Consider the following 20,764-nt stretch of genomic DNA (forward strand, 5'->3'; position numbering starts at 1 on the left):
CATGTTCAAAGGACTGGGCCAGATGGGCGACATGGCCAAGATGATGAAGGCCGCGCAGGAAATGCAGCAGAAGATGGCCAGCCTGCAGGAAGAGATGCACAAGCTGACGGTCACCGGCGAAAGTGGCGCCGGGCTGGTCAAGGCCACCTGCACCGCCAAGGGTGAATTGAAGGGCCTCGATATCGACCCGTCGATCTTCAACGCCGATGACAAGGAAGTCGTCGAAGACCTGATCCTGGCGGCGATCAAGGATGCACAGCAAAAAGCCGGTGAACGTGCCAAGGAAGAAATGGGCAAGATCACCGAAGGCATGGGCCTGCCCAAGGACATGGACCTGCCATTCTGAGGCAGGCCACCTGATGAGCAGCACGCGCGATATCGACGCCCTGATCCAGATGATGGCGAAACTGCCGGGGCTGGGTCCGCGATCAGCCCGGCGCGCGGTGCTGCACCTCATTCGCAAGCGTGATTTGCAACTGATGCCTCTCGCGGACCAGCTGCAAAAAGTCGCTGTGACCGCCCGTGAATGCCTGAACTGCGGCAATGTCGGCACCACGGATATCTGCGACATCTGCGAGGCCGAAAAACGCGCCAACGGCATGCTCTGCGTGGTCGAGGATGTGGCGGATCTGTGGGCGATGGAACGCGCGGGCGTCTTCAAGGGCCGCTACCATGTGCTGGGCGGCACGCTCTCGGCGTTGGATCAGGTCGGCCCGGATCAGCTGCGTATCCCCAAACTTATTGACCGGGTCGAAAGCGAAGCGATCACCGAGGTGATCCTGGCGCTTAACGCCACCGTGGACGGTCAGACCACGGCCCATTACATCGCCGATCAATTGGAAGAGCATGTAACCCTGACCTCGCTTGCCCAAGGTGTACCTATTGGCGGCGAACTCGATTACCTTGACGACGGCACCATCAGCGCCGCCCTGAATGCCCGTAAGGCGCTTTGAGCGCTCGTTGATATTCCGGGTTTCAACGCCACCACAGTCGCTTGTTGGCCACGATATGCTGAACCCCGCCTTGTTACATCGCTCTATACCGGCCCACCGGCGTAAACATCGAACAGGTCAGATACCTTAGGTCGGCACGATCCCTTCAGCGCAACACGCCGAATACCACAAAGCAGCAGAGGGGTCCGCTTTCCATTGCTCAAGCCCGTCTAAACCGACTTGGAAAACCTCTTCGTCCAGAAGTTCTCCAGACAATATTGCCTGTTTGGCTCCTGCAAGAGCGCCAATCAGATTGTCAGCGATAGCCTGAAATCTTTCATTTCCCGCACATCCCCCAAAAAACACGCAACTGTTGCGAATAGAGGTCAGCCCGCCCTCTCGAAGTAACGAGACAAGACGACGCCCAACATAGGGGTCATTACCAAGCATTTCATACGAGCGTACGTAAGCGTGCCAAAGGGCCTGGAAGCCCTGGGGTTCAGGCCACGGGCGAAAATCACCATGATCATCATCAATGACAAAAACCCGCCCGCCCGGACGAACCGAGCTAACCATGTGTTCAATGACCAATGCCGGGCGAGGAACATGCTCCAGTAGAAAACGAGCATGCGCGATGTCAAACGTCCCCCATTCTGCGTCGCTCAAAGGGAGGTCCAGCGCATCGCCCTGGCGAAACTCCACAAGTTCTGGCTCCCCGGAACTGTCGGCCAGCCTTTGCGCTTGCAGTATCTGATCTCGCTCTCGCTCGACCCCGACAACCTGCCCGTCGCGACCCATTGTGCGTGCAATGAGGCGCGTAAACTGACCTAGCCCGCAGCCAACATCCAGGACTTTCTCTGCTGATTGGAGATTAAGCTCTTTCAAGCAAGACTCGTTCAGGATGTCATTGAGCAGTGACAGCCGGTGTTGTTCCTCTGGCGAATTGCCGTGAATATACTCGGACGCCCCTGACATATCGTCATTCATCGGCTTTCCCCTTCAGCGAATGGTGCCCGGCAATCTTGTCCAAATGTACTGATACGTCAAAGGGGCGTCGAACAGAACATTGCGCACACGGGGATCAGGGTACAATGCCGACGCACAACAGAGAACGTAAAAAGGCCCGGAACGATGTCCGGGCCTCTGTTCTGCGGAGCCATGCCGATCAGGGTTGATCGTCTTCGTCATCGCCTTGGTTTTCGGGCAGATTAAAGAGGCTGTCGGCGTCGTATTCCTTTTCCTCTTCTTCGTCATCATCCGAACCACCGCTGAGGCTGAAGGTCTCCAGACCCTCGATCGCGGTCGGAATGCGTGGCTCTGCCTCCTGGCCGAGGCTCTGTTCGGTGCTCAGAAGCTTGCGGCGCTCATCGTCGCTCATGGCTTCGCCTTCCTTGGCCTTCTTGGCAGCGGCCTTCTGCACAGCGGCGTCCAATTCGGACTGCTTACAGAGGCCAAGCGCCACCGGGTCGATCGGCTGAATGTTGGAGATGTTCCAATGGGTCCGTTCGCGGATCGCCTGAATCGTCGGCTTAGTGGTACCGACCAGACGGGCGATCTGGCTATCGGCAAGCTCGGGGTGAAACTTGACCAGCCACAGGATCGAGGCCGGACGGTCCTGCCGTTTGCTGAGCGGCGTGTAACGCGGACCACGGCGTTTCTCTTCGCCCTGCGCTGCTGCGTTGAACTTGAGCTTCAGCTTGTGCAGCGGGTTCTTTTCCGCCGCGTCGATCTCATCCTGGGTCAGCTGGTTGTTGGCAATCGGATCAAAGCCCTTGACGCCAGCGGCCACGTCACCGTCGGCAATGCCCTGAACCTCAAGTTCGTGCATCTCGACGAAATCCGCGATCTGCTTGAAGCTGATCGTTGTATTGTCCACCAGCCAGACGGCGGTGGCGCGGGCCATAAGCGGTTTTGCCATGTCTCGGGTCTCCTTCAGGCATATCTTTCCCGTCGCCTGGAAAGGCGGTCCCGGGGGCCGGGACGGGTTTCCGTTGTCGGGGAACTTGGCCGGTATATAGTGGCGTTGAACGGGAAAAGAAAGACCGAAATATGCGCGCCTTCCTGCTATTGCTGATCTTCGCTACCGCCGCCTTTGGCGACGAGGACCGCGCAGGCACCTTCGATTACTATGTATTGTCGCTCAGCTGGTCACCCAACTGGTGCGCGACCGAAGGCGATGCGCGCGGGTCTCCGCAATGCGAGGCGACGACGGATCACGGCTGGGTGTTGCACGGGCTCTGGCCACAATATCACCGTGGCTTCCCCGCCCATTGCCAAAGCGCCGAACGCCCCCCGTCCCGCGCCATGACGACTGAAATGGCCGATATCATGGGGACCCCGGGGCTTGCCTGGTATCAGTGGAAAAAGCATGGCACCTGCACCGGCCTATCGGCCCCTGCCTATTTCGCCCTGTCTCGCGAGACATACAATGCCGTGAACCGGCCAGAGGTGTTCCGCAAGCTCACCCAACCGGTCCGCTTACCCGCCAAAGTGGTCGAAGAGGCGTTTTTGAAAGTCAACCCGACTTGGGAACCCGATATGCTGACGATCACCTGCCGCGATGGCCGTATTCAGGAAGCACGGCTGTGCATGTCCAAAGAGTTGGCGCCTGTCCCCTGCGGTCGCGACGTTATACGCGATTGCCGGATGGAAGACGCGTTGTTCGATCCCGTACGCTAGGCAGCTTCTGGTAGATTTCGTTATGCGGGTCCTGCTGAGTCGCCGGATGGGATTTTACTTTCCGGGCCACAATCTGCCAAAAAACACTACCTATGCACGTTGTGTATCTTAACGATCCTCCTGTGGTTGCAGGCGTTGCTGTAGGCCTTCGACCGGTTCGGCATTTGGTTGCCGGCGTCGGGTGTTTTGGGCAAAGCTCCGCGCATCCGGGCACTGAAATAGATGCTTTGTCGCATCACTTCGCCGCAACTGCTCGTGATGGCTCTCTCATCTCGCGTCCATCAATCTTATCACATGCTAACAACCGATTTTGGCATTTTGAAGCTCCGGGGGATTCCATGGGCAAACATCTTCAGCATGGCCGCGCCGAAGCCTCCTGGGCGGGCATTCATAATGCCTTTGAGTCAAAAGACACAAGGTTCTTGAAGGTTGCCAGATTTCTCACCTTCCTTTTGTTCGGGATTGCAATCGGCCTGCTTGTCGCGATGCTGTTCCTGCTGGGTGCTGCGCTGCATCTGAACCACGAACCCATGATATCCGACGTCTATACCTACCTGGTCTGGATCGGGTCACTGGTTCTGGCGGGATTGGTGTCGCTGGCGATATTCAGGCCTTAAGCGCCTTCCTCGATTTCTGACAAGCAAACGGCGCTCTAGTGCCAAATCTCTGACAGTCGCTCCGCCCCCTACCGGGCGGATTTTCTGGACCCGAACAGCAGCAGGACGACAAACAGAGATCCCAGCGAAGTTGTGACGATGCCGACAGGCAGTTCCTGCGGCGCTAAAATGAGCCTGGACAGGATATCCGAGGCGGTCAGAAGAATGGCGCCGATCAGGGCTGCGGCAGGTAACAACCGTCGGTGCAGTGGCCCGGCAATCCCGCGCGCGATATGCGGCACCATCAAACCGACAAAGCCGATCACGCCTGCGACAGACACAAACACAGCCGTCGCCAGCGCCGCCACAAAAAATACCCTGAACCGCAACCCACGCACCGGCACACCTAAGGTAGAGGCGGTGATATCCCCGGTCAAAAGCGCATCGAGCCAGCGGTTGCGGTAGAGCGAATAGGCAAGGATCAGCGCCAGCCCGACCAGAACCAGCGGAAAAGTCTCCCACCGCGACAAGCCCAATCCGCCCAGCATCCAGAAGATCACCGAATGCGCCGCCCGGCTGTCGCCTGCAAAGGTCAGATAATTGGTGATCGCCGAAAACAGAAACGACACCGCAAGCCCTGCAAGGATCAGCTTTTCGGGCGCCGAGGTTTGCAGACCATGCACCAGCGCCAGCACGACGCCAGAAGCCACCAGCCCGCCACAGAATGCCGCCAGCGGCAATGTCCAGACCCCCAGCACATCGCCGGTGACGGTGATCACCAGAACCGCCCCCGCCGCCGCCCCTGACGACAGTCCGAACAGGAACGGATCGGCCAGATCGTTGCGTGTAGTCGTTTGCAGTACAACGCCGACCAGCCCCAGCCCGGCACCGATCACCGCCGCAAAGAGCGCACGAGGCAAACGCAAATCAAATATGATCCGGTCGGTCGGAGTCACCTGCCCCTCTGTCATGCCGATGCCGCGCGCAATAGCGGTGAACGCATCGGAAAACGGGATCGACGTGGTGCCGTAGAGCACGGACACCAGCAAAAGGGCGTTCAGTAAAATCGCCCCCAGAAAGATGGACAGGCCAAAACGGCCCAATTAGTTCAGCGCCGGATGCATCGCCATCGCCATTTTGGCGATCGCATCGATATTTGCAGGCCCCGGCGTCAGCTCTTCATAGCGCAGCCCGATCCAACGTTCGTTCTTAACAGCGTCGGTATGGGCCATCACCGGGTGGTCTTGCAGAAACCTGAACGTATCGGCGGCGCCGTTGCCGGTCTGGTAGTCCAGCAAGATCAAAAACTCGGGATTGGCGGCAGCGACCACCTCCCACGAAGTGCGGCCCCAGCTTGTGTCCAGATCATGGGTCACGTTCTCGCCGCCCGCCGCCGAAATCATCGCATCCGGAATGGCAAATTTCCCGGCGGTAAAGGGCGCATCCGCCGGGCCATCCAGCAGAAATACACGCGGCTTGCGCAGATCAGAGGTTGCGGCCTCGATGGCGGCAAGCTGATCCTTCCAGCTGGCGACAAGCGCTTCGGCCTTATCTGCGACCTGCATGACCCGACCCAAACGCAGTACATCATCGAACAGCAGGTCCATGCTGGCGTGTGGGCGATCCTTATCCAGATGCACACAGCTTTCGGTCAGGATCATGGTCTTGATATCAAACGGCGCAAGGGTGTCGGGTGTCACCTCGCCCCCCGGCTTCATGCCATAGTACCAGCCGGCGATAAACAGGTCTGGCTCAGCGGCTACCAGGGTCTCGACCGTGGGATATTTCGGCGCCAGTTCAGGGATGTCGCCGCGCAACTTGTCGAACTCGGGGCTGGTTTTATACCAACCGCTGATGCCGGTCAGGCCAACGATCTTGTCCTGCAGTCCCAAGGCGAATGCCATATCGGTCATGTTCACATCATGCACGACCAGTCGCTCGGGCACGGCGTCAAATACCAGTGGCTCGCCACAATTATCGACCGTCACCTCAGCGTAGGCGACGCTTCCCGCAAGGCTGACAGCCAAGGCCACTGGCCAGATCCGGTTCATCATATAGGGTCCTTCAGGTTGAAACTCTGGATTTTCGTATATCAAGGGCCGGGATCAAACGGCCTTCGTGCTGAAGGCTCAGATAATCGACGCCGAAAGTGTCACGCACCCGCTGCGCGGTCAGCACCTCGTCAACCGGGCCGAACGCGGTCAGCCGGGCGGATTTCATCAGGCCGACATGAGTCGCGAATTCCGGGATCATCACCAGATCGTGCACGATCATCACAACCGTTATCCCAAGCTCTGCTACAAGCGACAACATGCGCCCCTTCGCGTCCGGGTCCAGATGATTGGTCGGTTCATCAAGAAAGAGCAGCACCGGGTTCTGCGCCAATGCCCGGGCGATATGCGCGCGCTGGCGCTCGCCACCAGACAGCTGCGCCATGCGTTGATCGGCACGCCTGGTCAACCCCGTCAGCTCCAGAATGCGCTCCAGTGCTTTGGCATGTTCGGTCGCAGACCGGTCCGCCCAGATCGGCATCTGCCCCAGGGCGATGTAGTCTCTCAGGCAAAGCCTACCATCCGGGAACTCCTGCTGACTGACCGCCGCGATCATCCGGGCCCGCTGTTGCGCGGAAAGCTCCCGCAGATTGCGCCCCTTGATCCGAACCTCTCCAAGGGTCAGGCTTTCAATCCCCGAAAGCAAGTTCATCAGCGTCGTCTTGCCCGCCCCGTTCGGACCGGCAATCGCAAGAATGGCCCCGTCATCCAGTTCAAAGGACACATCGCGTAGCAGCGCATCGCCGTTTTGCGCCAAATGACCAAGATCGCGAACTTCCAGAAACGTCAGAACACCACTCATCGCACCGCCCCAGCGTCTATCCGGGGCAGCCGGGCCAGTGTTTTCGCCAATAGCGCCGGGGGCCGGTCCGTAGCGTTCGTCCAGCCATCAGTGCTTTGCTGATACTGGCAGGCAAACTGAACCAGCGCGTCCAGATCCGATGCATCGCGGATGTCACCAAAAAGATACTGCGCCTTTTCCGGTGCCTGAAAACCCACCGTGAGCGGCCGTTCGCACCCCGCCATGCATTTCACCAACCGGATTTCCAGCCCGGTCGGCAATCGCGGCGCGAGCGCGTCACAAACCTGTTTTGCGGCCAGCCCACCATTACAGGCAGAGCAGACAAGAACAAGATGGTCAGATGCGTCGGTCATGGTCCGCTCCACTTGTCACCAAGTGCGAACGGAAGGTGCCAGTCATGTCAACACGTACGGAACGTGCCATCAAAGCCTCCTTCCAGGACGCCCCGCCCCGGGTTGGTTGAACATATGATGGCAGGTCTCCTGACTTGCGGGTCTCTGCTCTGCCGTCCTTCCCGGCCAAACGGGCCAGTGGTGTTTCGACATTGCTCGCCGCTCACAGTTGCGGGGGCAGCTACGGATTTGGCGCTGATCGGCAAGCCTCACCGTATTCCCTTTTCATCCCTTGGCGGTTTTACGGGAACCATCACCGCCAGCTAGTCGACACATGGTCCGCGTGTCAAGGGACACGTGCCGGGGACGTTCTTGCGGAGCTCATAAGCGTCAGCGCCTGAGGGGAGGACCTATTGATCCCACATCTTCGAAGGGTAGCTCATGCGCGTTTTTCGACCGGCTTCTGCCGGAAGGCGGGGCGTTTGAGTTTGATCGACGCATCATACACCAGAGGTGATCGCAGCAGTTTTTCGAACGTCCTGCGATGCACGTCTGCGGCTGAAAGAATTTCCGGTTTTTCCTGGTCCAGTATCGTGTCCAATGTGATCACGTTTGATGGGCGCCCCTTCAGGTCAAACCTGCTGAAATGCGAAATCACCGGGGCTAGTGCCAGACTGAACGCAATAGGTGAAAGCCAGACAGACAAGCTGCCCAAGGCGATGCCAGACGCCAGGACGAAGCCCAGAACGATTTCGATGGCGTGGAAGTGAATCAGCGTTTTGAGCGAGTGCTTTTCACCTTGCCGCACCGGGGTGCCCCAATGTGGCGGTAACCTGAAGATGCTGCGGCCCACGCCTATGGTTTGATGGATCATCATGATTGGCGCGATGAGGAACGAAACGACGATTTCCACCGCAAACGATTTGGCGAAATCAGCGACGCCACCAAATGTCCTGAGCTTCGATTTTGATGCCAATATCACAATCGCACCGGCAATTTTCGGCGCAAGCAGCATGGCATAGATCACACCGAAGATCAGGAAATTTGCACTGGAATTCGGCTCTGTGGTCGTAAAACCATGTGCGGTCCAGAACAGGATGAGCGCCAGCCAGGCTGGTGACATCAGATAGGTCAGTGCATTGTGCAGCAGGTGGTGGCGCGAAATCAGATGGAAGCCCGCAGAGGACATAATCCGGAGGTGCTGCATGTTGCCCTGACACCAACGCCGATCCCGTCTGATGAAATCAATCAACGTCTCGGGCGTGCCCTCATAGCTGTCTTCAAGATCGGGCAAAATCCGGATACCCCAGCCGGCGCGCCGCATCAGTGCGGCCTCGACAAAATCATGGCTAAGAATTGGGATATGCACGTCCTCGCGCGAAGGCATGGCCGGAAGGCCCGAACAGGCGGCGAAGGCGCGCGTGCGCACGATGGCATTGTGGCCGAAAAAGTTGCCTTCATCTCCTGACCAAAGCGCCAGGCCACGCGCGAAAAAGGCGCCAAATGCGACGCCGGCGAACTGCTGCCAGCGGGCGATCAGGCTACGCCCACGGAATATGCGCAGCGCGCCCTGGACGATACCCAGATGCGGGTTCTGGGCCAGCGTATTGGTTAGGCGCAGCACCGCCTGCGCGCTCATCAGGCTGTCCGCATCCAGTACCAGCATCGCATCGTAGTGCGCACCCCAGTTCGTCACCCAATGACGCAGATTTCCGGTCTTGAAGTCCTGATTATTTTCGCGGCGCCGATAATAAAGCTGGTCACTAAGGGCATGGGTCGCGCGCGCATGGGTGAAGGCGCGATGCTCCTGGGCAATTATCTTCGGGTCCTGACTATCGCTGAGAACGAAGGCAGAAAACCGGTGCAGGTTGGGGGTCTCATTCAGGTCGTCCTGCATCGTCAGGACGTTGGCAAAAACCTCGCTGACATCCTCGTTATAGACGGGCATCAGGATGGCAACCTTAAGCGGCGGCGTGAACTTGGGCTTTATTACCGCCACCCTGCGTCGCATCATTGTAATTAGCCCTGCCGCGGATAGGCAAAGCACGAATGAAATCCAGAAGAAGGTAACCGTAATCGTGGCAATCCATGCTGCATTTTTCATCGTGCTACCACCGGCAGGCACGGTGTCACGAAAGAGCATGGCCAGAACGATTGTGCAAATCAAAGCAGGAACGAAAACTGCAATGCGCTTGGCCCAGATAAACGGTTGCGCAGGCTTGGGTGGCACCTTTGGGTCCCGGTGGCTCCGCGAAAAATCCTGGATCGGCATATCCAACGGCTTCACCGGCGGCATCCAGGCCATCGAAGCGTATCCTTGCCGAGCAGGGAATAGATAATCCTTCATGTTCTTGCCTCGGGGATGTTTCGCCAGGGTTGCGACTTGAACCAGGCAGCCAAGTAGGCGACACCCACGATCAACGCAAATCCGACCAGATTGGCGAGCCACACTATGAGCGTAGTTCTGCCGATCAGATCGAGTACAAAGCCGATGACGCGCGCCGCGACCATCGAGAATACAAAGACGGCAAGAGATTGCTGCCCAACCTTCAGAATGAATTTAAGGATTACCTGCCAAAGGCGTGCCAGCAGGCCTGCCCCGGTTGAGCGCAGCCTGTGTCCGCCCGGACCCGCTGCGGCCCAGCCGAGATAGGCCAGTGCGAGAAAGTGCACATATCTGAAGATACCAAAATCCGTCTTTGCTTTGAAAAACTGGATCGCTGTAGACGCTTCCTTGAGCTCGGGCACAGCCCTGAGGATACGAAAATACGCAAATGGAATGGTCGCCAGCACGATGACAATCGCCAGGATGACAAGCCACTTGTTTAAGGGCGGTGCAGGCAGCCAACCCGCCATGAACGCAAAGCCAGTGAAGAAGATCAATTGCCAGCCGAAGGGGTTAAAAAACCATTCGCGATCGCTCCAGGGTTCGGCAGGCATCCACAAAACACCTGCGTTGGCACCGATCCAGACCATTACAACAAAGGCCAGCGCGGCCAGACCGTGCAGGTTTTTGAGGGCGACCACGATCGGCATCATCACCAGGATCGCAATGTACATGGGCAGGATGTCAAAATAGTTCGGCACATAGGTCAGCGTCAGCAAACCCAGCAGATTAGGTACTGTATTATCAAAAAACGGCACCACATACGGCGCGTTGGCGTATGCCTTCTCGAACGCGCCGGTACTGTCGATGGTGGTTAGGAAGGAGGCCACGATCAAAAACACCGCGATATGTGCCCAATAAACCTGCCACACCCGATAGAGGACGCGCGCCGTGCCGATGAACCAGCCCTTGGTCCGGAACGCTTTGCCAAAGGCGATCGCCGACGCCATTCCCGAGCAAAAAACAAAAATCTCGGTGGCATCAGAAAAGCCAAACCGCGCGGGGATCCACAGTGCCAGAAAATTCCACGGAATATGGGCGATCAGGATAATGAACATTGCGATGCCGCGAAAAAAGTCGAGTCTTATGTCACGCTGACTGGCGACCATTTCTGTGGTTGCGACCGTGGTCATATGAAAGTCCTGATGAGTTACTAAACTGGGGAAACGTGTTGCCTACTCGGCCGCCACGAGGGCGGCGGGGTCAAAATCCGGCCCGTTGGTCAACATTTTAAATCTGACAGCCGCATAGCGATCTTCGTTCCCGCCACGCTTTTCCTTGCGCTCTGTCAATATACGCTTGGCTTCTGTGAAATGTCCGCCGCGAATACCGGCGTCGATGGTCAAACGCTCAAAGACGTCACGTTGCGCATGGCTACCGCCAGCTTGCTGCATCTTGGCGCGAGCGGCTGCGAGGTTTCTGAAGGCGGCATCGTAGTTGGCCTCGCCAAACGCCTCCAGTCCGGCGGCAGCAGCAAGTCCCGGATCGGCCATCGCCCGGGCAACTTCACTGTCGGTGGTGCGCGCATCTTTGTTCATCCGCGAAATCATGGTCTTGATCGCCTCGTCACGATCACCACCAACGAGCGCCAGAATGTAGTGAAGGTCCGCGAAAATCAGGCAGCCATCTTCGGTACGCTGCTCCGACAGATCGGCCAGTTCCTCCCAGCGATTGCCCACGTCGATGCCTTCGAGTTCAAGCCTGCTGAGCAACGACGTTGCATTCGAAATATCACGATAGTCGTCGGTCTTGTCCTTCCGGATTTCGGTATCGTAAAGGGCGAAGACTTCATCAATCTGATTTTGATCCAGATGCATCAATGCCTTGTGCCACCAGACGTGGTAGCGGAAGTTGTTACAATGCGACCAGGCATTCTCCTGTTCCTGCAACCATTGCAGGCCAGCGGGCGCATCTGCGGTCATGTCATAAACATGGGCCACCGCATGCAATCCCCAGGCGTCGTTCGGCGCATAGAGCATACCCTTGCGGCCAATGCGTTCCGCCGCTTCGTAATCGCCGGTTTCTTCCAGCGCGAAAGCGTAGCAGCCCAAGAGATAGCCATAGCCGGCATGCTTTTCATCATATGCCGGCAAGACACCTTCGATCGAACGCCGCATTTCCACGGAATCACCAACAATGAAGGACAGCGCATGAGCTATTTTCATCGATAGCGCGTCTTGCGGGTTTTCCGTTAAAATACCCTGCACGACATTTCGCGCCTGCACGGGTTTACCTTCAAGCAAAAGGCCCAAAGCCCGTATAAATTCTTTCTCTCGCCTGGTAGCAGCAGAGGCTTTGAGCGCCTCTTGCGCAGCGCCATAAGCGCCCCGGGCAGCTTCAATCAACTCGCGCCGCCCCAGCATCATGTAGAATATGCCCTTGATTGCGTGCCCATAGGCGAAATCGGGGGCGCGCTCCAATACTGCTGCAAGATGGGTTGGCGTTATTTGGGCATGCGCCAGAAACCCAAGCTGCATCTTATCCCATTCGTCACGTATTTCCGTGTCGCTAAGCGAGATATCATTGCCGAAGACGTCAGTTAACATTTTAACCCTCACGATTTCTTTGCGCTGATTAGACCGATATGTGGTCAGGAAACAAAAGGGTTTTGCGTGAGATAACGGGCAATTGATTTCGGTTTATCTGGGAATGCCGTTTCTTTCACTTAATGGGCGGGGAAATGCCGAAAGCCTCCAGAACGTCTTGTGTATCTTCGCCAAAATGCGGTGGTGCGTGGCGATATGTTACAGGCGTGATCGAGAATTTCAGCGGATTGCCAAGCAATTTGACCGATCCGCCCTGAACGGTGTCTTTGGAAATGGATATGACCGTATCGCGGGCCGATGCCTGATCCGTTTCCAATGCTTCTTTCACGGTATTGATCGGGCCCGCCGGAACGCCACGTTGTTCCAGTCCTTCCAATACCTCGGATTTCGAGTAAGAGATCAGCGCGTCTCGTAACAGTGACGTCAGAGCAACCCTGTTTTCGATCCGTTTTAGGTTGGTTGCATAATCCGGATGTCGGGCAAGGTCGGGCTGGCCGAGAAAATCGCAGAACCGCTGGAACTGGGCGTCATTTCCGACCGCCAGCAGGAAATACCCGTCTTCGACTTGAAACGCATCGTAGGGAACGATGTTGGGATGCGCATTGCCGCGTCGTTCCGGCAAATTTCCCGAGGTGAGGAAATTGATGCCTTCGTTCACCAGCCATGCCATTTGTGTATCCACCAGGGCCAGATCAATGTGTTGGCCCTCGCCGGTCTGATCCCGGTGGCGCAAGGCTGCCAGAACGCCGATCGTGGCGTACATGCCGCACATGACATCCGCGATGCCAACGCCGACTTTCAGTGGTTGTCCATCCGGCTCACCGGTCAGCGACATGATACCGCCATAGCCCTGCGCCATCAGATCGTATCCGGGCCGGTGGCTGTTCGGGCCGGTCTGGCCGAACCCCGAGATCGAACAGTAGACCAGACCGGGGTGGGCCGCGCACAGCGTTGCGTGATCAAGGCGGTATTTCGCAAGTCCGCCGGGTTTGAAATTCTCGATGACAACATCGGCGCGAGCCGCCAGTTGCCGGATGATATCCTGCCCCGCGGGCGTGGCGATATCGATGGCAACGGACTTCTTGTTCCGGTTCGAACTCATGAAATAGGCGCTCAAATCCGTTGGGTCGCCATTCGATGCCCGGGCATAGTTTGGTCCCCACGCACGGGTATCATCACCACCGGATTTCGGGTTTTCGATCTTGAGCACCGTAGCCCCCAGGTCGCCCAGTATCTGCGTAGCGGTCGGACCGGCCAAGATACGCGACAAATCAAGGACGACAATACCGTGCAGCGGCCCGTTGGCGGTTTCCTCAGAAGCGACCATCATACGATCCCTTGTCGATCCGGGCGGCGATAACAGTAAAGATTTCGCTGGAAAGCGCGGCTTTGATCGCCGCACGTAGCCCGGCGCGATCAGATACAGTGTATCCTGTGCCACCAAACGCCTGCGCTATCGCCGCAAAATCATGACAACCGAAATCAACGGCTTTGTTGGCAAGCTGGCGCTGGCGCTGTTTCAGCTCAATGAGGGCAAGACTGGCATCTACGAAGACCAGGAAGATCGGCGCCAGCCCCCGCTCTGCCGCGGTTGCCAGTTCGCCCGCAACCATCAGAAATCCGGCATCGCCCGAGAAGGAAATCACCGGGCGTTCAGGCGATGCCAGCTTGGCGCCCAGCGCCAGGGGTACGGCGCAGCCCATCGTGCAAAAGGCAGAGGATTGCATCAGCCCGCGAGGCTCGGAAACCGGCCACATTTGCGACAGCAATATGCGATGGGCGCCGCTGTCGGCCGTGGCAAGCGTCTCGGCAGGCAGGGCTTTGCGGCATTCGTCGATGACGGCCGCCGGGCCCCATGCCTCGTCAGTTGGAAACGCCTTTGCCAGTGCAGCCTTTACCTGCGTGATCTCCCCCTCAGGCCACGTATTGCCACCGGGCAGGTCCGCCCCCAATACCTTCAGCGTAGCGCCGGTATTGGCGACGAAGTTAACGCTGGATTGATGCATATAATGGCTGTTGGGTTCGGCGCTGATGTCGATGACCTTCGTGGTCTCAACATCCCAGACATCGCGCCAACCGGGACGCATTTCAATCGGGTCGTAACCCGCGCAGATGATCAGGTCCGACTTTTGCACGAAAGGCAACAGATGCTTATCCGCCAACGGCGACAGCCCCGCGCCGCCAAGGCAAAGCGGATGCGTCTCGGGGACGACCCCTTTGGCCTTATAGGTCGTGATCAGGGGCACTTTGAACGTTTCGCAGAATGCCTTGATGTTTGGGCCAGCCCCTTCATTCATCGCATCGACGCCAGCGATCATGACCGGGCGTTTGGCGGCGGCCAGCCAGCTGCGCGCCTGGTCCAGTTCCCCACCTGCGGCGGGTACCAGCGGCGCCGCATCGGGGCGCCGGCGCAATTTTGTTATGGCAACCTGGGTGTTTGCAACGGTGATGGGCACATCAATATGCACCGGGCCGGGGCGGCCTTCGGTGGCGACGCCAACCGCCTTGTCCGCAATGATGTCGGCACTGGCAGCCGTCAGGCAATAGCTGGCCTTGGTAATCGGTTTGAAGACAGCGCCGTGATCCATGATCTGATGGGTATAGGTCTGCGCCTCATCTGCATCGACGCAGCCGGTTAGGACGATCAGCGGCACGCGATCCTGATAGGCATTCGCGATGGAGTTGATCCCGTTCATCGCCCCCGGCCCCAGCGTGGCGATCAGAATGCCCGGCGCACCGGTTCGGTGATAATCGCCCTCTGCCATAAAGCCGGCGCTGTTTTCATGCTTGACCAGCACGGTTTCAATACCTGCCTCGGCCAAAGCATCAACAAGGGTCAAAACCTCGCCGCCAGGCATGCCATAGGCACGGCGGCACCCGGCTTCGTACAGGCGTTCTGCAAGATAATCCGCAGCGCGACGCGGTCTGATTGACATGTAACCCCCCAGGGTAATTTGGCCGGTTTTCAACGGCAGGACATTCCGGCGTTTACTTGCCCGAAAACACGATAAGATGCGAGACTCTAGTTCGTGACTGGCGGAACATGTTTTTCGAACCAGTCCAGCGCCATATCTGCCCACCCTTCGGGAACCGTGTGACCGCCCGGGAACAAGGCAAACTCTAACGCCGAGCCGGGTGCACAGTTGGTCCAGGCGCGACGCATGAACATGCCCGTTTGCGAAAATACATTTGCCCGGGGCTGGTCACAGCGGTTCGACTGACGCCAAATCCCAAGCGCATGAAACACGTCACCCTGCGTGAAACCGCTGCCAACAACCCGCCCTTCCAGCGGTACGGTACTATCGGTCCAGCCATGTGTATGGAACATTTTTACCGGAGCGGCACATGATAGTGGATGCGGTCGCCACACATTGCCACCCACCGGTGCATAGGCGTGAAAGAAACCGGGGGTTTCACAGGCAATATAAGCGGTCATCGACCCGCCAATGGAAAAGCCCGACAGCAGCACGCGTGAGGTATCCAGATTATGGTTGGCAGCCGCATCAGCCAGCACTGCACGAATGAATTCATATTCATCACGACCGGTGCGGAAATCGGGATGAAAATTCCAGGCGCGCGGCCCTGAACCATCCCGGCGCAAAGCATTCGGGGCGATGACAGCATAGCCGCGCCGCAGTATCGGACCGGCAATATGCTCGGATATCAGGGCCGATTTTCCATTGCCCCCATAGCCATGCAAGAAGATGACGACCGGGGCCGGACTGTCTGATTGCATCGGCAGTTGAAGTTCATAGCTACCGGCCTCTATCTTACACGCGCCGGGTTGATCCGCACATTCTGCCGCAGCCGAAACAGGCACCATCATGGCAGACAGGGCCAAGGCCCAAATTGCTTTTGATAAATTCTTCATTTTACAACTGGTAAATCCCTGCTCAACCAACCCGGCCCCGCACTGGACCCAAGCATACCTTCCGGCACGTCGATCACATTGGTAAACCCTGCATCGGTCAGGCGTTGGCTCATCCTATCGGAACGGACACCGCGCGCGCAAATCAAGGCAACCGGTCGTGATCTGTCCCCTTCGACAAGCACATCCAATTCGGCCAGAAAGTCAGCACGCCTCATATCCAGTCGGTGTGCGTCCTTAGCGGTACCGGTCTGGGCCCACTCATCCGGACGGCGGATATCAACCAGTACAATCCGACCGCCGCGTGCTTCCTGGTGTGCCTCAACCGGTGTCAGCGTATCGCCGACATATCCGGAGGCCGGCCACAAACCCCAGGCACTTACGCCCGAAGCCACTATCACGCCGGTGACAAGAACCTGCCGTCTGCTGGGCCTGAAGATCGCACCCCGGGTCTTTTGCATGTGTCTATGTTCCAGATTTCCGGTCATTCAGCTTTCAGGAGCATGAGAGGTGAACTGTGGAATGGTATTCGTGGATGCTTCTTTCGGTTCGAGGTCGGTCCAATTTTTGGTGGACATGTTGATATGCCCCGGAATGTCCTCTTCCCAGAAACCGACCACATCTTTGGTAATGTTGAAATAGAGCTTTCCGTCGACAATACGCCAAAGAGTCGGGTTGCCGGGGACTTTACCGCCCACTGCGACGCCATAGGCACAATGACCGTCGTACTGCGGTGTATAAGTGTCCGGATCTTTCAGAAAACGTTCCTTGTTTTCCTCGGACGAAAACGCCCATGTCTGGCCATTATGTTCAGCCGTAATGCTGCTTTTGCCCGGAATAGCGGATGGCTGGCTTTGGCCAACTTTGCTTTGCTTGAGATCGAAATAGGCAACAACATCATAGCCCGAGACAGCAAAGCCGGTTTCATCAACATATTGAGGACCAGCAATCGAAAGCGTTGGTAGTGTCAGCGCGGCAAGAGCCAGGGGGAGGAGGAGTTTCATTTCGTTTTCCTTCAGATGAGCTTGAACGCTATCTAGAACAGTCCATGGCATTCATGCACCCCGTCTCACGCATTCTTGAGAATACCGTGGGTAATCTCGTGAGGTCATTTTATGATGAGAACTCGGCTTGGCCCCTACTGCGTGAAATCCGTGATCACCGCGGTACCGGGAGATGTTGGGCCGTGCATCGCGCGGAGCTCGGCGCTGGCACCGGATAATTGGATTTCCCTCGCAACCATCGGGCGTATGTCAACGGCGCCACGCTCGATCATGCCCAGCAACGAGGGGTATTTCCAGGATGGCATGCCCCGCGTGCCGAAAAACGCGAGTTGCTTCGCGTAAATGGCTCTCATGTTGATCTGCATCTGCCCGTCACCCGCGGGCATACCGACATGCACGTGGCGGCCAAGTGTTGCCAGACACTCGACCGATGCATTGGTGGTTGCCTCGATCCCGAGCGCCTCGATCGAGACATGCGCGCCACCACCGGTGATGTCGCGAATGGCAGCGGCCGCATCTGTTTCCATAGCGTTCACCGCCGCATCCGCCCCCAATTGCCGGGCGTGGTTCAGTTTTTCCTCGACGATATCAACGACCACCACCCGCGCGCCCAGCATTTTTGCCAGTAGCAGCGTCGCCAGACCGATCCCGCCCGTACCATGCACGGCGACCCATTCCCCCGCCCTGACATTGGCCCGATCGGTCAGCGCATGCCACGCTGTCGTCACACGACAGCCCAAGCCCGCTGCAATCGCCGGTGACATTCCTTCGGGCAGGTACACGAGGTTATGATCGAATGGCGCACCCACGTATTCTGCATAGGCCCCGGGGGCACCGAAGCCGGGCACGACGGAATGCTCACACGCGTTAGACGCGCCGGTGTGGCAGGTCGGACAGCTGCCGCAAGCAAGTATAAATGGCGCGATCAGACGGTCACCAACCTTGTATTTCGCCTGTGGGCCTGCCTCAACCACGGTTCCGCAATATTCGTGTCCGAGGATCGAGCCATTTTCGACCTTGGGATGTTTTCCGACCCAACCATGATAATCAGAGCGACAGACACCGCAGGCCGCAACTTCCAGAACCACGCCGTTTGCCGGGCACGTTGGATCTTCGACCATCTCTATCGACAGGTCTTCGTTGAAGTTTCTGACAACAGCAGCGCGCATCTCACACCCATAGATTGGCAAATCAGGTCTCAAGACCCGAGTTCATAAATGCGATACTCTGCTTGCAGGTCAAAATCAAAACAAAGAGCACAGCCACCATCTGACACCTCATAGCGGTTGGAGACTGCTTGCCCGCAAGAGCCCAATAAACCTAATATCGCCTTGACCCAGGTCAGCTGGCAGGGATAGGGCACATTTGAAACCTGAGATATCAACGAAAACCATCGCGAAATGGCAACGTATTGTTGACCTGATCGCCCGCGTCGCCGACGTGCCGGCCAGCTTGATAATGCGCACCGACGAGCCGCATCATTCGGTTTTTGTAACCAGTCAAACCGAGAACAATCCCTATCCCGTTGGCTGCCAGTTCACCTTCAGCGAAAAGCTCTATTGCTACGGCGTCTTGCAAAATGACGGTGAACTTGTTGTCGAGGACGCCGCTTGTGATCCAAAATGGGCGGACAACGACGATATGGAATATGGCATGAGCTTCTATATCGGTTACCCGCTGAAATGGCCTGACGGCGACATCTTCGGCACGATCTGCGTGCTCGATATCAGGCGCAACCGGCGTGCGCTTTTGTTCCGCGAAGGATTGCAGGAATTTGCACGAGTGATCGAAGCGGACCTCGAATTGTTCACGGAAATGAGCCGGCGGATCGCGTTGGAAGCCGAATTGCAGACAACCCTGGATGAACTTGAACTGCGGGTCACAAAGCGTACCGCCGATCTGGAAGAGGCCAACACAGCACTGCGCGTGTTGCTGGGCAGTGTCGAACAGGCGCGCGAAGAATATGATCTCAAGCTGCTACGCCAGATAAAAGGTCTGGTGATGCCTCACCTGGCGCGGCTGCGCACCCGGCTGGATGGCGACCCCAAAGGATGCGCCTATCTGGATATGGCCGAAGAACAGTTGAAGTCCATCACCGCAAACATGAGCGGGCAGTTGATGGCAGTCATGGAAAACCTGACGCCGGTCGAACGCGAGATTGCCCAGATGATTATGCGGGGGCAATCCACAAAAGATATCGCACGCACACTGTCGCGAGGGCGCAGCACAATTGAATTTCACCGCAATAACATCAGGTCCAAGCTGGGCCTAAGGCATAGTGGAAAGAACCTGCGCAGCCTGCTGCTATCCCTTCACTAAACATGGGGATTATCCCCATATTTTCCCAATGTTATTCTAATACAAGTGTGGGTCCACATCGCTGTTATCCTTGTCTGATCTGGCGACAGGTCCAGATGTGCAACCACAGGGATAACAAAAAATGGACAGAAACGACCTTAAGTTAGAGCCCACGCTCATCAATGGTAACAAGGATGATCTGGCAACCGGCCTGTCCCGCCGATCGTTCTTCATGGCCGCTGGCGCCGCTGGTGTCGGAGGGGCTGCTAGTTTGCTCAGCAGTACTTCGGCCAACGCCCAGTCGACCGACTGGACGCAGCCCGGCAACAATAATGGTGTCATTGAGTTGCAGAAAACCACCGGCAACGCCGTTTCAGGCGCGGTCGGCATCGACTTCTATGGCCATTGCGCAATCAAGATCACTTCACCCGGCGGCGCGACCCTGATGTTTGATCCGTGGCGTGACGACCCGTCCGGCGCCTGGGGACTTTGGTTCAAGAACGAATTCCCGGAAACACCGGTCGATATCTGCTTGTCGACACACACCCATTTCGATCACGACGCAATCCATCGACCGATTTCCACAATGGTCCTGGATCGGATGGTCGGGAATTTCGAGTTTGCTGATATCAAGATCACGGGCTTCGCGGACAAACATGTCTGCCGCGCTCCCGGGTGGTACAACTGGACCAATGCGCTTGGTGAATTTGGCGTAAATGCCTGCCCGCCAGACAACGTCGGCCACATGGATATGGTGGTCTATCTGGTGGAAACCGGTGGTATCAGGACGCTTATCTGGGGTGACAATCGCCATAACCCGCCGCAAGAGTTCTGGGATGCTATTGGCCAGGTGGATGTGTTGACGCTCCCGGTTGACGGCTCCCAGCACATTCTGGACTATCAGCAAGGCAATGATATCGTCACCAAACTCAAGCCAAAGATCGTCATTCCAACGCATTATCTGAGCGAAACCACCAGCTATACGCTGACCACGCTTCAACATGCTGACGAGTGGGTCAAAGCACAACAAAGCTTCAAGTTACTCGATAGCGCAAGCCTGTCGCTCGAGGCGGGTGATGTCGCCGGTATGGACCGTGAATTTCTTTACTTTGGAAACCATGCCCATACCAGCTAGATGCATGGTTCGGCTCGGGCGAGGAGATAGCATGTCTTCTTGCCCGACCTAAAGCACCGACGAGCGCTTTCTATGATTTTCCGCGAATTTGGGCGCCGCGCAAAGTGGTATCATGTGTAGTGGCGGTGCTGGGAG

21 protein-coding genes and 1 riboswitch are annotated in these 20,764 nt (G+C 57.3%); of the genes, 6 read left to right on the forward strand and 15 right to left on the reverse strand.

The window, feature by feature from the left end:
- Position 1 precedes the first annotated feature (1 nt).
- Together LC334_RS12050 and recR are read left to right on the forward strand one after the other, a co-directional pair.
- Positions 2-346 carry a YbaB/EbfC family nucleoid-associated protein gene (locus LC334_RS12050; protein WP_085801076.1) on the forward strand — a complete coding sequence of 115 codons (345 nt, stop codon included), beginning with the start codon at positions 2-4 and terminating at the stop codon, positions 344-346.
- Between the two features lie 13 nt (positions 347-359).
- A complete protein-coding gene (gene recR, locus LC334_RS12055; RefSeq protein WP_085801075.1) occupies positions 360-953 on the forward strand; it encodes a recombination mediator RecR in 594 nt (197 codons plus the stop codon).
- Between the two features lie 126 nt (positions 954-1,079).
- Here the strand turns inward: recR and LC334_RS12060 are convergent, their stop codons facing one another.
- Both LC334_RS12060 and LC334_RS12065 read right to left on the reverse strand, forming a co-directional pair.
- Positions 1,080-1,919 carry a class I SAM-dependent methyltransferase gene (locus LC334_RS12060; protein WP_085801074.1) on the reverse strand — a complete coding sequence of 280 codons (840 nt, stop codon included), beginning with the start codon at positions 1,917-1,919 and terminating at the stop codon, positions 1,080-1,082.
- A gap of 178 nt (positions 1,920-2,097) precedes the next feature.
- Positions 2,098-2,850 (reverse strand): DUF1013 domain-containing protein, encoded by a 753-nt coding sequence (locus tag LC334_RS12065; RefSeq protein ID WP_085801073.1) that lies wholly within the window; start codon positions 2,848-2,850, stop codon positions 2,098-2,100.
- A 131-nt stretch (positions 2,851-2,981) separates the two neighbouring features.
- Between LC334_RS12065 and LC334_RS12070 the strand changes: the two genes are divergently transcribed.
- Positions 2,982-3,611: a ribonuclease T2 family protein gene (locus tag LC334_RS12070; RefSeq protein ID WP_085801072.1), complete on the forward strand. Its 630-nt coding sequence runs from the start codon at positions 2,982-2,984 to the stop codon at positions 3,609-3,611.
- A 338-nt stretch (positions 3,612-3,949) separates the two neighbouring features.
- Positions 3,950-4,228, forward strand: coding sequence for a hypothetical protein (locus LC334_RS12075; protein WP_085801071.1), 279 nt, complete (start codon positions 3,950-3,952; stop codon positions 4,226-4,228).
- A 68-nt stretch (positions 4,229-4,296) separates the two neighbouring features.
- On the opposite strand, the gene LC334_RS12080 is transcribed toward LC334_RS12075, so the two are convergent.
- The 13 genes from LC334_RS12080 to LC334_RS12140 all read right to left on the reverse strand — a co-directional run bounded on the left by LC334_RS12080 (position 4,297) and on the right by LC334_RS12140 (position 18,365).
- Positions 4,297-5,310 carry a FecCD family ABC transporter permease gene (locus LC334_RS12080; RefSeq protein ID WP_085801070.1) on the reverse strand — a complete coding sequence of 338 codons (1,014 nt, stop codon included), beginning with the start codon at positions 5,308-5,310 and terminating at the stop codon, positions 4,297-4,299.
- Positions 5,311-6,258, reverse strand: a complete 948-nt coding sequence (locus tag LC334_RS12085; protein ID WP_085801114.1) for an ABC transporter substrate-binding protein — start codon at positions 6,256-6,258, stop codon at positions 5,311-5,313.
- Positions 6,259-6,271: 13 nt separating this feature from the next.
- Entirely contained in the window at positions 6,272-7,060 is a 789-nt protein-coding gene (locus LC334_RS12090) for an ABC transporter ATP-binding protein (protein WP_085801069.1), read from the reverse strand.
- The gene (locus tag LC334_RS12095; RefSeq protein WP_085801068.1) at positions 7,057-7,413 is read right to left on the reverse strand and encodes a DUF1636 family protein; all 357 of its coding nucleotides are present in this window, start codon (positions 7,411-7,413) and stop codon (positions 7,057-7,059) included. Before LC334_RS12095 ends, LC334_RS12090 begins: the two co-directional genes overlap by 4 nt.
- A gap of 102 nt (positions 7,414-7,515) precedes the next feature.
- Positions 7,516-7,722, reverse strand: a riboswitch (cobalamin riboswitch).
- Positions 7,723-7,831: 109 nt separating this feature from the next.
- A complete protein-coding gene (gene mdoH / locus LC334_RS12100; RefSeq protein WP_085801067.1) occupies positions 7,832-9,739 on the reverse strand; it encodes a glucans biosynthesis glucosyltransferase MdoH in 1,908 nt (635 codons plus the stop codon).
- Positions 9,736-10,911, reverse strand: coding sequence for an OpgC family protein (locus LC334_RS12105; protein ID WP_085801066.1), 1,176 nt, complete (start codon positions 10,909-10,911; stop codon positions 9,736-9,738). Before LC334_RS12105 ends, mdoH begins: the two co-directional genes overlap by 4 nt.
- 42 nt (positions 10,912-10,953) lie before the next feature.
- The gene (locus tag LC334_RS12110; protein ID WP_085801065.1) at positions 10,954-12,324 is read right to left on the reverse strand and encodes a tetratricopeptide repeat protein; all 1,371 of its coding nucleotides are present in this window, start codon (positions 12,322-12,324) and stop codon (positions 10,954-10,956) included.
- Between the two features lie 115 nt (positions 12,325-12,439).
- Positions 12,440-13,651, reverse strand: coding sequence for a CaiB/BaiF CoA transferase family protein (locus LC334_RS12115; RefSeq protein WP_085801113.1), 1,212 nt, complete (start codon positions 13,649-13,651; stop codon positions 12,440-12,442).
- Positions 13,638-15,260 carry a thiamine pyrophosphate-binding protein gene (locus LC334_RS12120; RefSeq protein WP_085801064.1) on the reverse strand — a complete coding sequence of 541 codons (1,623 nt, stop codon included), beginning with the start codon at positions 15,258-15,260 and terminating at the stop codon, positions 13,638-13,640. Before LC334_RS12120 ends, LC334_RS12115 begins: the two co-directional genes overlap by 14 nt.
- 86 nt (positions 15,261-15,346) lie before the next feature.
- On the reverse strand, positions 15,347-16,195 hold the full coding sequence (locus tag LC334_RS12125; RefSeq protein ID WP_085801063.1) for an alpha/beta hydrolase family esterase: 849 nt from the start codon (positions 16,193-16,195) through the stop codon (positions 15,347-15,349).
- On the reverse strand, positions 16,192-16,653 hold the full coding sequence (locus tag LC334_RS12130) for a rhodanese-like domain-containing protein (protein ID WP_139836428.1): 462 nt from the start codon (positions 16,651-16,653) through the stop codon (positions 16,192-16,194). The genes LC334_RS12125 and LC334_RS12130 overlap by 4 nt, the downstream gene beginning before the upstream one ends.
- 27 nt (positions 16,654-16,680) lie before the next feature.
- Positions 16,681-17,196: a YHS domain-containing (seleno)protein gene (locus LC334_RS12135; protein WP_085801112.1), complete on the reverse strand. Its 516-nt coding sequence runs from the start codon at positions 17,194-17,196 to the stop codon at positions 16,681-16,683.
- A gap of 134 nt (positions 17,197-17,330) precedes the next feature.
- Positions 17,331-18,365 (reverse strand): zinc-dependent alcohol dehydrogenase family protein, encoded by a 1,035-nt coding sequence (locus LC334_RS12140; protein WP_085801061.1) that lies wholly within the window; start codon positions 18,363-18,365, stop codon positions 17,331-17,333.
- A gap of 196 nt (positions 18,366-18,561) precedes the next feature.
- Here LC334_RS12140 and LC334_RS12145 point away from each other — a divergent pair, with 196 nt between their 5' ends.
- The gene (locus LC334_RS12145) at positions 18,562-19,515 is read left to right on the forward strand and encodes a LuxR C-terminal-related transcriptional regulator (RefSeq protein ID WP_085801060.1); all 954 of its coding nucleotides are present in this window, start codon (positions 18,562-18,564) and stop codon (positions 19,513-19,515) included.
- Positions 19,516-19,636: 121 nt separating this feature from the next.
- The gene (locus LC334_RS12150; protein ID WP_085801059.1) at positions 19,637-20,629 is read left to right on the forward strand and encodes an MBL fold metallo-hydrolase; all 993 of its coding nucleotides are present in this window, start codon (positions 19,637-19,639) and stop codon (positions 20,627-20,629) included.
- Positions 20,630-20,764 lie beyond the last annotated feature (135 nt).

The sequence above is a fragment of the Roseovarius aestuarii genome (genome assembly GCF_019966515.1).
Taxonomy (GTDB): Bacteria; Pseudomonadota; Alphaproteobacteria; order Rhodobacterales; family Rhodobacteraceae; genus Roseovarius; species Roseovarius aestuarii.